Here is a 13,690-nt window from a genome sequence, read left to right on the forward strand (position 1 = left end):
AGGCTTAAGTTCCGATATTTATGCACAAAATAAATAAGTGAATTTATACTCCTTCAGCTGAAGCTGTGGGCATCTCTTCGTTATCGTCAGTTTGTTCAAATAACATTTGTTTGTATTTTGCAGCCATTTCTTCAGCTTTACTAAAAACTTTCTGAGGGTCAGTTAGCATATCCCCTGGTTCAGGTTCAAGTGCTTTAGTAGATAATGAAATTCGTCCTCTTTCAGAATCGAGGTCAATTATCATAACTTTCATTTGGTCATTCACATTTAAAACATTATGGGGCGTCTCAATATGTTCATGACTAATCTCAGAAATGTGCAATAGACCACTTACTCCTCCAATATCAATAAAGGCTCCATAAGGTTTAATACCTTTTACCGAACCAACAACAACTTCGCCTACCTCAAGTCGGTTCATTTTTTTCTCAACCAAAGCTCTTCTATGACTTAGTACTAATCTATTTCTTTCTTCATCAACTTCAAGAAATTTTAAAGGTAAATATTCACCTTCTAAGTCATCTTTGATTTTTCGAGCGCTTATATGAGAACCTGGGATAAAACCTCTCAAGCCCTCAACCCTAACAAGAGCTCCGCCTCTGTTTGTTGCAAAAACTTCAGAATATATAGTCGCATCTTCTTTTTGTAGTTGTCTAACCCTTTCCCATGCTCTTTGATATTCAATTCTCCTTATAGAAAGTGCTAATTGGCCATCTTCATTTTCCTCACTCATTATGAAAAATTCTCTGCTTTCTGAAGGCTGTAAAACATCATTTAGTCCTTCAACTCTGTTTATTGAAACCTCTTGAACAGGCATAAATGCAGCTGTTTTTGCTCCTATATCTATCATTGCCCCTTTTGGTTCTAGAGCAAAGACGGTTCCTTTTACTAGATCTCCAGGCTTAAAGTTGTAATCATATTTGCCCAAAAGTGAAGCAAATTCTTCTTGTGTGAATCCTGCATTATCAAAATCTGTATTTGTCCTGCTAGAGGAAGAATCAGCTGAAGGGATATCGTTCTTTTCGAATGATAAATCTTCCTCATTTTGAGATACTGAATTATTATCTAATTCAGAAGAATTTTTAATTTCTTTATCTTCAGAAAGTTCTTTAATGGTTTGGGAAGAATTTTCGTTCATTTTTTACATCGCAGACTACCTAAGGTAGTTAGAAAGGAATGCTATTGGCCTGCAAACTAATAGCACAATATATTTGTGTTATGTATTCTACACTTTAAGATGCTGAATTTTATAAAATTGAAGCTAATTGGCTTTTTGAATTTCCTTTTAAAGATTCAAGAGTAGAAATAAAATCTTTTACCCCGTTAAATTTTCTGTAAACTGAGGCGTATCTTATATAAGCCACTTCGTTTTCTTTTCTAAGGTTTTTAAGTATTAACTCTCCAATTTGGGAAGATTTAATATCTTTGTTGGAGTCTTGTATGATTTGTGATTCAATTCCATCTACAAAATTTATAATTGATTCACTCGTAAAGTTAGTTTTTTCACAAGCTCTTGATATGCCAGTAAATAATTTTTGTTTATCAAATAATTCTCTGCTCCCATCTTTTTTAATAACTGAAACTGGCATTGTTTCAACTCTTTCATAAGTTGTAAATCTGAAGCTGCAGTTTAAACACTCTCTTCTTCTTCGAACACTTTTACCACTATCAGCAGATCTTGATTCCAAAACTCTGCTATCTGTGTTTTGACAGGTTGGACACTGCATGTAGTGAAATAAGTTGAACCTTAACTCTAATACTAGAGTAATATTTTAATTATGAAAAGTAAAAAAAAACCCCTTGAAACAAGAGGTTTTTTAAAATTTCATTTTCTATCAACTTTAGGAGGATCTCTAAAGGCGACAGCAAAGAATAGAGTAACAACTGCGAGAGTTAAAATAAGAACGTAAGCAAAAGCTTCCATAAGATTAATTAATAAAGTTTAGTTTAAACCCTTCCTGGGATTCTTCTTGTGGTTTCGTCACCAAGCTTCTTAAATAAACCAAATTCAACTTGGTCTCCAATCTCAGCGTCAATACCAGCAAAGGAATTTCTGTAAAGAGTTCTTGAAGCATGCCACCAGTGGCCAAATAAGAATAGCAATCCGAAACATAGATGAGCATATGTAAACCAAGCTCTAGGGGAACTTCGGAATACACCGTCAGATTTATAAGTTTCTCTGTCAAACTTGAATGCTTCTCCTAATTGTGCCTTTCTGGCTAATCTTTTGACTACTGCAGGATCAGTAAATGTTTGACCATTTAAGTCTCCTCCATAGATAGTGGCAGTAATCCCAGTTTGTTCAAATGAATACTTCGCTTCAGCTCTTCTAAATGGAATATCGGCTCTTACATTGCCTTCTTTATCTTCAAGTATCACTGGGAAGTTTTCAAAGAAATTAGGAATTCTTCTAACTTCTAAATCGTTACCTTCCTTATCTTGAAAAGCAATGTGCCCTTGCCATCCAGTTGGTAATCCGTCTCCATTAACGAGAGCTCCGACTCTGAATAATCCTCCTTTAGCAGGACTATTTCCAACATAATCGTAGAATGCTAGTTTTTCTGGGATTGATGCATATGCCTCTTCTTTAGTGGCACCATTATCAATAGCAGTTTGAACCCTTCTATTAATTTCAGTTTTGAAATAGCCAGAGTCCCATTGATATCTGGTAGGGCCAAATAACTCTACTGGAGTTGTTGCTGATCCGTACCACATTGTTCCTGCAACAACAAAAGATACAAAAAGTACAGCGGCTAGAGCACTGGCTAGAACTCCTTCAAGGCTTCCAAGTTTAAGAGCCTTGTACAGTCTTTCTCCGGGTCTATTGGTAATATGAAAAATCCCCCCAATGATCCCCATAAGTCCAGCGGCAATGTGATTTGCAACTATTCCTCCTGGATTGAATGGATTAAAACCATCTACTCCCCAAGAAGGAGCAACAGGCTCTACATGACCAGTTAAGCCATATGGATCAGACACCCAAATACCTACGTTTGCACAATGAAATGCTCCAAAGCCAAAACATGTAAGTCCAGCTAAAAGTAGATGAATTCCGAATATTCTTGGTAAATCTAGAGCAGGCTCGCCTGTTCTAGAGTCTTCCCATAATTCTAAATCCCAGTATGTCCAGTGCCAGATAGAGGCCAACATCAATAGTCCACTAAAGAATATGTGTGCTGCTGCTACCCCTTCAAAACTCCAGAATCCAGGATCAACTCCAGTAGCACCGGTAATATCCCATCCGTTCCAACTACTTGTGATACCTAGTCTTGCCATGAATGGCATAACGTACATTCCCTGTCTCCACATTGGATTGAGAACAGCATCAGAAGGGTCAAAAATGGCTAATTCATAAAGAGCCATAGAACCGGCCCAGCCGGCTAATAATGCAGTATGCATAAGATGCACAGCAAGTAGTCGACCTGGGTCATTAATAACTACTGTGTGAACTCGATACCAAGGCAATCCCATCGGTTAATTTCTAGTAACTATGCTGAATAAACAGCTAAACATCACGATAGTAAGGGTTTTTTAGCCTTTGAGGGATTTTTGTAAATAAATTTATTTTCTTGCAAAAATTGGTCAAATCAGTTTGCAGGACTGCGTTTACAAGGAATTTTTTACCAAAAATTGTTAATATTTTGGTCACAATTCTCAAAGTAAATCGCCAAAATAGGAAAAATAACAAAAAAAAATGGCAACTATTAGATTTATCCGTGAGGATTTAGAGGTTAAATGCAATCCTGGTGAAAATTTAAGGGAACTAGTAATGAAAGAAAACTTAAAACTATATGGATTAAAAGGAATTTTAGGAAATTGTGGAGGAGCAGGACAGTGTAGTACTTGTTTTATTTCAGTTGAAGGAGGAAACAAAAACTCTTTAAGTCCTCTTACTTCTGTTGAAGAAGAAAAACTCAAAAATAGACCAGAAAATTGGCGACTTGCCTGCCAAACATTAATAAAGTCCTCTGCAGTAATTTTAACAAAACCACAATCTCCTCCCTCAAATTTAGGAGAACTTAAAAAAGTTAGTGAAAATAAAAAATTACCTCGCTAAATTGTTTAAGACTGTTAATCAGTTGATAAAATTTGTTGATTTTTCCACTTTATTTCAATTTATATGTCTATAGTCTTAATACTTAAATAGAACTGTCAATTAAATGGAAACAACCAATTTTGGATTCATAGCTAGTCTTCTTTTTGTTGGAGTCCCAACAATTTTCCTCATAGGTTTGTTTATTTCTACACAAGATGGAGAAAAATCAAGCTTCTTTTCAGACTCTGGTAAAGGTAAACTTGGGCCAAAACGTTAGAACCTTCATAAATGCTAAGCATTTCTGTTGAAGAATTTTTATCTTGGAAAAAAAAACAACTTTCTAAAGGAGGAGATTATCAATCTTTTGCTTTTCTTATTGACTGTATAGGTGGTATATCAAATAGTCATCTAAACTTGTTGAAAATTAATCCTGTAGGTGACTTATATATAAAAAAAAACTTGGACTACTTAGGTTCTATTTGGGAAGATCATTTATTATCTTCGACACCTATCCAATACCTATGTGGGATAACTTTTTGGAGAGATTTAAAATTAAAAGTAACAGATAAAGTACTTATTCCCAGGCCAGAGACCGAACTTATAGTTGATATTGTTTTCGAGATATTTGGAAAAAATTCACAAAAATTATTTTTTGCCGAATTGGGAACTGGATCAGGTGCTATTAGTATTGCTTTGGCATTAGCTTATCCATTGTGGGAGGGTATAGCAACTGATATTGATCAAGATGCATTAGAAATAGCCACTGAAAATTTTATAGATTCTTCTGAACAATCAAATTTGAGATTTTATTGCGGTAATTGGTGGACTCCCTTTGAAAGTTTTAAAGGCAAATTAGATCTTGTTATTTCAAACCCGCCATATATTCCTGGAGATATTTATGAGAAATTACCCGAAGAAGTAAAAAAATTCGAACCAAAGTTAGCTTTAATGGGCGGTTATGATGGTTTAAAACATATCAGGGAAATAATTCAAAAAGCACCACTATTTTTAAGAGATAAGGGCTGGCTTATATTAGAGAATCATTTTGACCAAGGTAATAAAGTAAAAGAGCTGCTTACTAACAATGGATTTACATTAGTAGAAATTGTGAAAGATCTTTCAGGTGTTGGTAGGTTTACTATTGGAAGATATAAATAAATTATTATTGTTAATAATCTAAATGAATTTAATAGATTGTAAATCTGCTTTGAAGAGGCTTGACAGTGGCTTGCCTGTAATTTTTCAGACGGACACTCTTCCTGCAATTGGATGCTTGCCAAGATTTTCAAAAATTATTTATGAGTTTAAAAATAGAGATAGAAATAAACCCTTAATTCTTATGGGATCAGAACACAAACAATTAATTGATTATGTTCATGAATCAGCTAAGGAAGATTACGAAAATATAGCTGCAAAATATTGGCCTGGAGCTCTGACAATGGTTATTCCTTGCTCAAAAAGACAATCTGAAATTCTTACAAGTAGCGATTTTACGATTGGGTTAAGAATCCCAAATTCATGTACTGCTCAATCTCTTATGAAAGAAACAGGCCCATTGTTAACTTCGAGTGCGAATATATCAGGCTCCACGGGATCAATTACAGCTGAGGGAATTGCTTTAGACTTTCCCTCTGTAGATATTCTAGGACCTGTTCCTTGGGAGAAAGGTAGTGGAAAAGCAAGTACCATAATATCTTGGGAAAATAATCGAAATTGGAGGCTGATTAGACAAGGAGAGGTATTAATTAAGGAATTGAATTAATGTTTTTATTATTATTTTTTGTTTTATTGATTCAATTTTTGACTTTTTGGATATTTGAACCTTTTGCATCTTTTGTAGAGTATGTTCTTGAAATAAGACTATTGCCTTTTATTTTGTTATTAGGTTTGATTTTTTTGTTTTCAGGAAAAAATATTGAACGGAATTAAATATACAAAATGCCGGCTAACAGATTTGAACTGATGACCTTCGCTTTACAAAAGCGCTGCTCTACCGCTGAGCTAAGCCGGCGTTGTTTCTATCTTACAATTAAGGAGGATCAATTATTAGTATTTTTTTTGCTTTTTAAAATTTATTACTTTTTGAGATCTTTATCACTTTTATCATTTTTTTTGAACTGTATTTCCCCTGAAAGAGTTCTTTTAATAGGTAAATTGGCTACTAATGCTGTCATTCTATCCTCCGTTTCTAAACTTACTGCTACCTCTTCAAAGTCAATCTCAACATATTTAGCAACAACATCAAGAATTTCTTTTCTCATTTTATCCAGAAGGTCAGTTGTTAAGGAACTCATATCAACTCGATCATGAGCGAGTACAAGTTGTAATCTTTCTCTAGCTGTATTCGCACTAGCCGTTTCTCTGCCTAGTAACTTATTTATAAGATCTCTGAGTGTCATCATCTTAAAAAACCTTTGTTTGCATTAATCTCATAAATCTATCTTTAAGGCTTTTGCCTTCATTCTTTGGGTCAATAATGGGTATATCCTTCCCTGTAAGTCTTTGAGATACATTCAAATAGCATTTTTTTGCAGGAGATTTACTGTCTGTAAGGGTTAGTGGCTCTCCTCTATTTGTACTTATTATTACTTGTTCATCCTCTAAGACAATACCTAACAAAGGTAAAGAAAGAATCCCTTGAACATCATCAATAGATAGCATTTCTTGACTAGCCATCATGTTAGGGCGAACTCTATTTATAACAAGCTGGATAGGCTCAATATCAGATGTATTAAGAATCCCTATTACTCTATCGGCATCACGTACTGCAGATAATTCTGGGTTAGTAACAACAATGGCTTCTTTACAAGCTGCAAGGGCATTTTTGAAACCATCTTCTACTCCCGCAGGACAATCAACTAAAACAAAATCAAATTTTTCGCTAAGCATGGAGCTAATTTTTTTCATATCTTCGGGCTTCATCCAATCCAGCATCCTAGGATCTCCAGCGGGTAAAAGAGCAAGATTAGGTTCCTTTTTGTGTCTAACCAATGCTTGGTCAAGACGACAATTTTTGTCTAAAACATCTTGAGCAGTATAAATAATGCGATTTTCTAATCCTAGAAGAAGATCTAAATTTCTTAATCCAAAATCAGCATCTAATACAGCAGTGGATGCTCCGCTGTTAGCAAGTGCTATGCCAAGATTTGCGGTTAAAGTGGTTTTGCCAACCCCACCCTTTCCTGAACAAATTAATATTGTGCGAGTATTGTCCGCCACGAATTTAAGGATTTTTCAAATAATAAGGCTACTTTCAGAAAGTTAAATATTTTAAAGATTAAGTAATTCTTAAATTTATCAATTTTGAATTAATTTATTTCAAATCCTTGATTAATTTTAACTTTCTATTATGTAAGGCTTGATCATTATTGTTTGATTCTCTATGACTGCAATTTCAGGATAAGACGTTTTGCGCATATCCTTTGGGCCAATAGCTATCACATCAGCTATTCTTAGTTGTAAGGGGTTTAAATAAAGTGATGAAATAGAGGCATTATTATTTCCACCCCTACCTGCGAAGGCGATTCCTAGTAGTTTGCCCCAAACGTGAATATTTTTTTTTGCGAAAACTATTGCTCCGGGATTAACGTCTCCAATAATGCAAAGGTTTCCATTTGAAGATATTCTATCTCCTGATCTTACTGTCCCTTCGTGAAGAATATCGTCTTTTTTGGAATTTACTATAAGCAACTTATTTTTAACCTCTTGTTCCTTAACAAAAGTTGAATCTATTTTAAGAGATTTTCCAGCTAATACTGTATTTCTATTATTTGAGTACATACTTAAATAACAAGTATTCATTTTATGAAAAATATTTTTTAATTTTAATAATTGATGAGAACTTATTGACTCATTGACTGTAAAAATTGTTGCTTCCAGAGCTCCTCTCATCGAATAAAAATTTTTAAAAGTTTCATGGATATTCTCAAAATTCTCAAAAGATATAGTTTCTATATATTTACTATTAAGATCATTAATAACGATTTTCATTGAATTAAATTTAGGAATTATTTCTTATTAATGAAATTTGATTTTTGATTTCATTTGTGATCACACTTGGATAAATAATAAAAGAGCTTTCCTCAGATTTCATTAAAGTTTTTATTAATGCAGAACTATTTTCTAACAAGTTTTGATAGGTGCCGTCCCATATTTTTAGTGCATTGTTAGATTCAAAACCTTTAAAAGATCTTTCTTTAATTCCACAAAAAATTTCTGAATTAAAATTATTTGTTTCACATAATTTTCTTGCAAATGCAAGAATTTCTAGTCTATTTATTTTATTTAAAAAACTTATGTCTGATGCTTTTAGTAAATCTCTATCAAGAAACATTTTGCATAGTGTAGAAAGTGGTTCGAAAGATTCATCTTTCCATCTAATCAAATGGTAATAAAAGGTTATATCATCATTTCTTATGAAATCATCAAAATCAACATTTTCATAAGAAAATATCCATTTATAAAGAGATTTATCTAACCAAATTTTCTTTTCGCAATTATATTTAATTGTGGATATTATTTTTTCCAAAATCCATGTTGAAATTTCGTTTATTCTATGGTTATAGATAGTTCTATACATCAAGTTTCTTAGGACCAAGAAATGCTCAATGGCGATAACTCCCTTTGGATTGATTGCAATATTCCCATCAGGTGAAAAAGTAAGAGCTGAAATAATTCTCTCTAAATCAACTAAGCCATATTTGGTACCTGTGTTGTAACTATCGCGTAAAAGGTAATCGAGACGATCGCAGTCAATTTCACTGCTAATCAAAGTTTTTAAAGGTTTTGAAAATAGTTGTTTTGACTTAAATAATTCCCCAATTTGTCTAGGTAATTCATTGTCATACTTTTTGAGAATTGAATTTATTGGAGAATAATTTAATACTAAGTTTTGCGACCACTTTTCGTGATTATGATCGAATATTGTTTCACTGGTATGACTTAATGGTCCATGACCTAAATCATGTAATAGAGCTGCTCCAAAGAGAGCAAATTTATTTTCAGAAAATGAAGATTTAATTTCAATTAATCTCTTATATATTTTTCTTGCGATACAAAAAACGCCAATTGAGTGGGTAAATCTACTCGATTCTGCGCCATGAAAAATTAATGATGCCGGACCTAGTTGTTTTATTCTTCTTAATCTTTGAAAAGCGACTGTATCAATCAATTCCATAATCATTAATTCTTCTGGCAGCCTTGAATGAAATACAATTTGTTTGTGAATTGGATCATGAAAAATTCTTTTAATACTCATAGTGTTTAAAATTTTCTATTAATAAATCTTTTGCTTTTTCAGCTTTTTATTTCTTCATTGCTTGATTCACTAGTTTGAATTGAAACTTCTTCTTTTTCTAGCAGTGAATCTAGAAATAATTCTGCATTTCTCACCCATTTATCGTCGGAACTTCCGTATTCACCGGCATCCGGAAGTTCTAGTAACTTGTCAGGTGTCATGCCTTGACCTTGAATATTATTACCTTTGGGAGTTAAATAGCTGGCAACTGTTATTGCTATTCCACTGTCTTCTCCTAGACTTTTTAAGGATTGAATTAAACCCTTCCCATAAGTTTTTTCACCCATGAGAATGGATCTGCCGTTATCTTGTAAAGACCCTGCAAGTATTTCACTAGCACTCGCAGTCCCTTTATTTACCAAAGTCACCATTGGTCCATCAAAAAAAGTCTCTTTTTGAGAAATGATTGCATCTTTGATTCCATTTCTATTTTTTGTCTCTACTACTGGCCTCTCACTCAATAATGAGTTTGCAACTGCAATTCCTGAGCTTACTAGTCCGCCTGAATTATTCCTAAGATCCAAGATCAAACCTTCAACTTCTTTCTCTTTTAACTCTTGAAGAGCTTCTTCAACCTTTTTGGGAACGCTTTCGCTAAATTGAGTTATTCTTAAGTACCCTATTGTGTGAAAATCGTCTCTTAATCTTTTTGTTCGTACAGGTCTAAGATCTACTGATCTCCTTTCTAAATCGAATTCTCTAATTTCTCCTAATTTCGAAGATATTTCAACTAAAACGTTGCTTCCTGATTCACCTCTTAACTTAGAGGCAGTATTTGCAAGGCCTAATTCTTCTGATGAAATTCCATCTACTTTCTCTATGAAGTCCCCACTAATTATTCCAGCTTCTTCTGCTGGAGAACCGCCAAGAGTAGAGATAACTTTAACTTTATTACTTTCATCATCTATACCTAATTGAAGACCAACACCATTAATCTCACTACCAAAATTACTTGATTTCAGAAGTTCATAATCTTTTGGGCGTAAAATTCTTGTATAAGGATCTTCTAGAGGTCTTAACATGTCATCAATTGCGGAATAAGCCTCTTCACTTGTTTCAATTTGTTTCTGTAATGTTTTTTGTCTAATTCTCTTCCAGTGGATTTCATCAAACTTTTCTGGGTCATAAAAACCCTCATTTACCAAGGTCCATGCGTCAAGCACTAATTGCTTGCTATCACTGAGAGCATACACTCTTTCAATGAATAAAAAATTGGTAGAAAAAATACTGATCATTAATACAGTGATCAATATTTTGAATGTTAAAAGTTTGTTAAAAGATGAATCCATTGGGTTAAGTGTTAACACCAAGTATAAGAATTTTAAGTAAGCTCTTATTATCAAAGCTAATTTTTTTTTGGATGGCGAATTCTTCATCTGTTTATGATTGGTTTCAAGAAAGACTTGAAATTCAAGACATAACTGACGACGTAACTTCCAAGTACGTACCCCCTCACGTAAATATTTTTTATTGTTTAGGAGGCATAACTTTAGTATGCTTCCTAATTCAATTTGCAACAGGTTTTGCAATGACTTTTTACTATAAGCCAACAGTTACACAAGCTTATAGTTCAGTAAGTTATTTAATGACCGATGTAAGTTTTGGATGGTTAATAAGATCTGTTCATAGATGGAGTGCATCTATGATGGTTTTGATGTTAATCCTTCACGTTTTTAGGGTTTATCTGACTGGTGGTTTCAAAAGGCCTAGAGAACTAACTTGGGTTACAGGTGTTGTAATGGCAGTGATAACAGTCGCTTTTGGTGTGACAGGATATTCTTTACCTTGGGATCAAGTGGGTTATTGGGCAGTCAAAATTGTTTCAGGTGTACCTGCAGCAATTCCAGTAATTGGTGATTTTATGGTTGAACTACTGAGGGGTGGAGAAAGTGTGGGACAATCAACTCTTACAAGATTCTACAGTCTTCATACTTTCGTGTTGCCGTGGTCATTAGCTGTTTTCATGCTGATGCATTTTTTAATGATTCGTAAACAGGGTATTTCAGGTCCTTTATAAACACATACAATTAAATTACAACAAGAGTTCCACATGTCTACGTTAAAAAAACCAGATCTATCTGATCCAAAATTAAGAGCAAAATTAGCAAAAGGTATGGGCCATAATTATTATGGGGAGCCCGCTTGGCCAAATGATTTATTATATATATTCCCAGTAGTTATTTTAGGTACTATTGCTTGTGTAGTTGGACTAGCAGTTCTTGATCCTGCAATGTTAGGAGATAAAGCAAATCCATTCGCTACTCCCCTAGAAATACTTCCTGAATGGTACCTCTATCCAGTTTTTCAAATACTTAGGGTAGTTCCTAATAAACTTTTGGGGATTGCACTTCAAACATTAATTCCACTTGGATTAATCATTTTACCCTTCATCGAAAACGTTAATAAATTCTCTAATCCCTTTAGAAGACCAATAGCAATGTCTGCGTTCTTGTTTGGAACATTCCTAACAATATATCTTGGTATTGGTGCATGCTTACCAATAGATAAATCACTAACTTTAGGCTTATTTTAGGATTAAATCTTAAACATATCTAGATCGTTATTTTCATTTCTTAGAAAATGATTCATTAATAAAAAACCAACAATTGTCCAGGTTTGGTAAGTTCTTGATTGTTGGCCAACCCAAGTACCTGTAGGTCCATCAAAGTATTCTGCCCATTCTTGCTTAGGCAATTGATTAAGTTGACACCAATATGATTCCTCTATTAAAGATTTCATTTCCTCCATGAGAATCACATCATCAGAAGTATAATTTTTTTGATGTAAAAGAACAGCTGCGCCAAAAAACCAAAGTAAACTTGGCCAATGGCCACCATTGTGGTAACTCCAAGGCCAATTTTTTGGATCTGATCCAGTTTTATTTTGCCATTCTTCGACATCCATATGAGGATGACAAATTCTCATAGGCATTTGAGCCATCAAATGCTCTCTGTTATGCAAAACTAATCTAAATAAAGCTCTTTGTTCTGCCGGTGGTAGTACTCCGAACATACATGCTAAAGAATTACCTAAACTGTAAAATCTAAAGTCAGGTCTTCCTGTTCTAATATTTCCTATTAAATAACCACCTCTATTCTCTAACCAGTCTTGAAGCCATGAGGGAACTACTTGAGGTTGAACGTTAAATTCATTGAAGTGTTGATCATCTCCATACTGCTCAGTGGGCCTTCTTCTTAAAATTTGCATTGTTTGACTGGTAACCCAATAGTGTTTTAAGAGGAAACTTCCTAAATCCTTAACCCATTGATTCGTGAGTATAAGTCTTTGATCTAAAAGTCTGCTTACATGATCTGCTCGACTTAATTCCATTAGGTTTATACAACTTTTTAAACATCCATGAAGTAAAACTTCAACTTCTAGAGGTGCTCCCCATACATCCATAGGCCTATCAATCATAAACGCGCAATCTGGAACAAAAAGCACGGGAGTTCCCTCAAATGTTGGATGCAGAACTAGATCTAGTAAAAGTTGAATACCCCTTTGAACGCTTTGACTTTTTCCAAAGGCATAATCACCACTTTTGTTAACATAATACCAACATAAAATGGGCCACCATAAACTTGCATCAGCGGAAGTAATCCTCCCTATTGATCTCTGACCATAGTCTCCGATTAGCTTTCCATTCTCTTCTACGAAACTAGTAGGAAATACGCCACGTGTTTGATAATTAGTGCTTTGTAACTCAAGGCATACGCTTAGGAACTTTTTGACAATTTCGTATCGTTTTTGGGTAATGAGGTAAATCATTACAGGAACGTTGTCTCTTAAAAATATTTCTCCATAATTTAACTTTTTGTTTTTTGTTGGGTGTTCTAGTGCAGCAACACTCCCTATTAGCTCTCCTGATATTTCAACTAAAGTCTTTTCAAAGTGCTTTTTTGCATTTGTTACAATTTTCTCTTCATCGGAACTTGGTCTTACTCTTAAATTTTTTTGACTAAATCTTTCTGCCATTTTATTTAAAATCCCTTTATTTAAAGCCTAATTTATGAAGTCAATATTGAACAAAAATAAAATTAATAAAAAAATTATGTATTAATGGTTGCATAATTACGGTCAAATGGTTTAGTATTTTCTTCTGGGCAAAAAATTAAATTTTTGCATTACTCTAATTCTATCTAAAGTTTTATTTTTAGGTACAAAAAGAGTTTTTGAGATTGAAAGTTTATCTTTAGATTTCACCCAGTTGAAGGGGTTTACCCTTCTAAATTGGTCAGCTTTTACAATGTTGACCTTGCACCTAGAAAATTGAAATACTTAGGAACTGATGCTTTTATTGCGTCGAGATTAACTGAAATTTTTTTTTAGTTATTTCAAGATGTTCATGCAATAAAGGTGTG

The 13,690-nt window shown here is 33.9% G+C and carries 16 protein-coding genes and 1 tRNA gene; 6 read left to right on the plus strand and 11 right to left on the minus strand.

Going from position 1 to position 13,690, the window contains the following annotated elements:
- Positions 1–43 precede the first annotated feature (43 nt).
- The 4 genes from SOI86_RS08255 to psbB form a co-directional block, all read right to left on the minus strand.
- Positions 44–1,135, minus strand: coding sequence for a 30S ribosomal protein S1 (locus tag SOI86_RS08255; RefSeq protein ID WP_320681343.1), 1,092 nt, complete (start codon positions 1,133–1,135; stop codon positions 44–46).
- A 109-nt stretch (positions 1,136–1,244) separates the two neighbouring features.
- On the minus strand, positions 1,245–1,724 hold the full coding sequence (gene nrdR / locus SOI86_RS08260; protein WP_320681344.1) for a transcriptional regulator NrdR: 480 nt from the start codon (positions 1,722–1,724) through the stop codon (positions 1,245–1,247).
- Positions 1,725–1,822: 98 nt separating this feature from the next.
- The gene (locus SOI86_RS08265) at positions 1,823–1,921 is read right to left on the minus strand and encodes a photosystem II reaction center protein T (protein WP_320681345.1); all 99 of its coding nucleotides are present in this window, start codon (positions 1,919–1,921) and stop codon (positions 1,823–1,825) included.
- Positions 1,922–1,944: 23 nt separating this feature from the next.
- Positions 1,945–3,468 carry a photosystem II chlorophyll-binding protein CP47 gene (gene psbB, locus SOI86_RS08270; protein WP_320681346.1) on the minus strand — a complete coding sequence of 508 codons (1,524 nt, stop codon included), beginning with the start codon at positions 3,466–3,468 and terminating at the stop codon, positions 1,945–1,947.
- A 223-nt stretch (positions 3,469–3,691) separates the two neighbouring features.
- Here psbB and SOI86_RS08275 point away from each other — a divergent pair, with 223 nt between their 5' ends.
- The 4 genes from SOI86_RS08275 to SOI86_RS08290 all read left to right on the plus strand — a co-directional run bounded on the left by SOI86_RS08275 (position 3,692) and on the right by SOI86_RS08290 (position 5,795).
- The gene (locus tag SOI86_RS08275; RefSeq protein ID WP_320681347.1) at positions 3,692–4,054 is read left to right on the plus strand and encodes a 2Fe-2S iron-sulfur cluster-binding protein; all 363 of its coding nucleotides are present in this window, start codon (positions 3,692–3,694) and stop codon (positions 4,052–4,054) included.
- A 103-nt stretch (positions 4,055–4,157) separates the two neighbouring features.
- The gene (psbM, locus tag SOI86_RS08280) at positions 4,158–4,310 is read left to right on the plus strand and encodes a photosystem II reaction center protein PsbM (RefSeq protein ID WP_320681348.1); all 153 of its coding nucleotides are present in this window, start codon (positions 4,158–4,160) and stop codon (positions 4,308–4,310) included.
- An 11-nt stretch (positions 4,311–4,321) separates the two neighbouring features.
- Positions 4,322–5,191, plus strand: coding sequence for a peptide chain release factor N(5)-glutamine methyltransferase (gene prmC, locus SOI86_RS08285; RefSeq protein ID WP_320681349.1), 870 nt, complete (start codon positions 4,322–4,324; stop codon positions 5,189–5,191).
- Between the two features lie 22 nt (positions 5,192–5,213).
- The gene (locus SOI86_RS08290; protein ID WP_320681350.1) at positions 5,214–5,795 is read left to right on the plus strand and encodes an L-threonylcarbamoyladenylate synthase; all 582 of its coding nucleotides are present in this window, start codon (positions 5,214–5,216) and stop codon (positions 5,793–5,795) included.
- 177 nt (positions 5,796–5,972) lie between these two features.
- Here SOI86_RS08290 and SOI86_RS08295 read toward each other — a convergent pair.
- The 6 genes from SOI86_RS08295 to ctpZ all read right to left on the minus strand — a co-directional run bounded on the left by SOI86_RS08295 (position 5,973) and on the right by ctpZ (position 10,618).
- Positions 5,973–6,044: transfer RNA gene (locus tag SOI86_RS08295), tRNA-Thr, on the minus strand.
- A 64-nt stretch (positions 6,045–6,108) separates the two neighbouring features.
- Positions 6,109–6,435 (minus strand): cell division topological specificity factor MinE, encoded by a 327-nt coding sequence (minE, locus tag SOI86_RS08300; protein WP_320681351.1) that lies wholly within the window; start codon positions 6,433–6,435, stop codon positions 6,109–6,111.
- A 1-nt stretch (position 6,436) separates the two neighbouring features.
- Complete coding sequence (gene minD, locus SOI86_RS08305) at positions 6,437–7,252, minus strand: septum site-determining protein MinD (protein WP_320681352.1); 816 nt, start codon at positions 7,250–7,252, stop codon at positions 6,437–6,439.
- Positions 7,253–7,369: 117 nt separating this feature from the next.
- The gene (locus SOI86_RS08310; protein WP_320681353.1) at positions 7,370–8,023 is read right to left on the minus strand and encodes a septum site-determining protein MinC; all 654 of its coding nucleotides are present in this window, start codon (positions 8,021–8,023) and stop codon (positions 7,370–7,372) included.
- Between the two features lie 10 nt (positions 8,024–8,033).
- Entirely contained in the window at positions 8,034–9,290 is a 1,257-nt protein-coding gene (locus tag SOI86_RS08315; protein WP_320681354.1) for an HD domain-containing protein, read from the minus strand.
- A 38-nt stretch (positions 9,291–9,328) separates the two neighbouring features.
- Positions 9,329–10,618: a carboxyl-terminal processing protease CtpZ gene (gene ctpZ, locus SOI86_RS08320; protein WP_320681355.1), complete on the minus strand. Its 1,290-nt coding sequence runs from the start codon at positions 10,616–10,618 to the stop codon at positions 9,329–9,331.
- A gap of 71 nt (positions 10,619–10,689) precedes the next feature.
- Here ctpZ and petB point away from each other — a divergent pair, with 71 nt between their 5' ends.
- Positions 10,690–11,346, plus strand: coding sequence for a cytochrome b6 (gene petB, locus SOI86_RS08325; RefSeq protein ID WP_011817812.1), 657 nt, complete (start codon positions 10,690–10,692; stop codon positions 11,344–11,346).
- A gap of 33 nt (positions 11,347–11,379) precedes the next feature.
- Complete coding sequence (petD, locus tag SOI86_RS08330) at positions 11,380–11,862, plus strand: cytochrome b6-f complex subunit IV (RefSeq protein ID WP_320681356.1); 483 nt, start codon at positions 11,380–11,382, stop codon at positions 11,860–11,862.
- Between the two features lie 2 nt (positions 11,863–11,864).
- On the opposite strand, the gene SOI86_RS08335 is transcribed toward petD, so the two are convergent.
- Positions 11,865–13,304: a glycoside hydrolase 100 family protein gene (locus tag SOI86_RS08335; protein WP_320681357.1), complete on the minus strand. Its 1,440-nt coding sequence runs from the start codon at positions 13,302–13,304 to the stop codon at positions 11,865–11,867.
- Between the last annotated feature and the right edge of the window lie 386 nt (positions 13,305–13,690).

Origin of the sequence: Prochlorococcus sp. MIT 1314 (assembly GCF_034093315.1) — a bacterium.
Classification (GTDB): domain Bacteria; phylum Cyanobacteriota; class Cyanobacteriia; order PCC-6307; family Cyanobiaceae; genus Prochlorococcus_A; species Prochlorococcus_A marinus_Y.

Coding starts and splice junctions, on each gene's coding strand:
- SOI86_RS08255 (WP_320681343.1), bottom strand. CDS start 1,135: ATGAACGAAAATTCTTCCCAAACCATTAAAGAACTTTCTGAAGATAAA.
- nrdR (WP_320681344.1), bottom strand. CDS start 1,724: ATGCAGTGTCCAACCTGTCAAAACACAGATAGCAGAGTTTTGGAATCA.
- SOI86_RS08265 (WP_320681345.1), bottom strand. CDS start 1,921: ATGGAAGCTTTTGCTTACGTTCTTATTTTAACTCTCGCAGTTGTTACT.
- psbB (WP_320681346.1), bottom strand. CDS start 3,468: ATGGGATTGCCTTGGTATCGAGTTCACACAGTAGTTATTAATGACCCA.
- SOI86_RS08275 (WP_320681347.1), top strand. CDS start 3,692: ATGGCAACTATTAGATTTATCCGTGAGGATTTAGAGGTTAAATGCAAT.
- psbM (WP_320681348.1), top strand. CDS start 4,158: ATGGAAACAACCAATTTTGGATTCATAGCTAGTCTTCTTTTTGTTGGA.
- prmC (WP_320681349.1), top strand. CDS start 4,322: ATGCTAAGCATTTCTGTTGAAGAATTTTTATCTTGGAAAAAAAAACAA.
- SOI86_RS08290 (WP_320681350.1), top strand. CDS start 5,214: ATGAATTTAATAGATTGTAAATCTGCTTTGAAGAGGCTTGACAGTGGC.
- minE (WP_320681351.1), bottom strand. CDS start 6,435: ATGATGACACTCAGAGATCTTATAAATAAGTTACTAGGCAGAGAAACG.
- SOI86_RS08310 (WP_320681353.1), bottom strand. CDS start 8,023: ATGAAAATCGTTATTAATGATCTTAATAGTAAATATATAGAAACTATA.
- SOI86_RS08315 (WP_320681354.1), bottom strand. CDS start 9,290: ATGAGTATTAAAAGAATTTTTCATGATCCAATTCACAAACAAATTGTA.
- ctpZ (WP_320681355.1), bottom strand. CDS start 10,618: ATGGATTCATCTTTTAACAAACTTTTAACATTCAAAATATTGATCACT.
- petB (WP_011817812.1), top strand. CDS start 10,690: ATGGCGAATTCTTCATCTGTTTATGATTGGTTTCAAGAAAGACTTGAA.
- petD (WP_320681356.1), top strand. CDS start 11,380: ATGTCTACGTTAAAAAAACCAGATCTATCTGATCCAAAATTAAGAGCA.
- SOI86_RS08335 (WP_320681357.1), bottom strand. CDS start 13,304: ATGGCAGAAAGATTTAGTCAAAAAAATTTAAGAGTAAGACCAAGTTCC.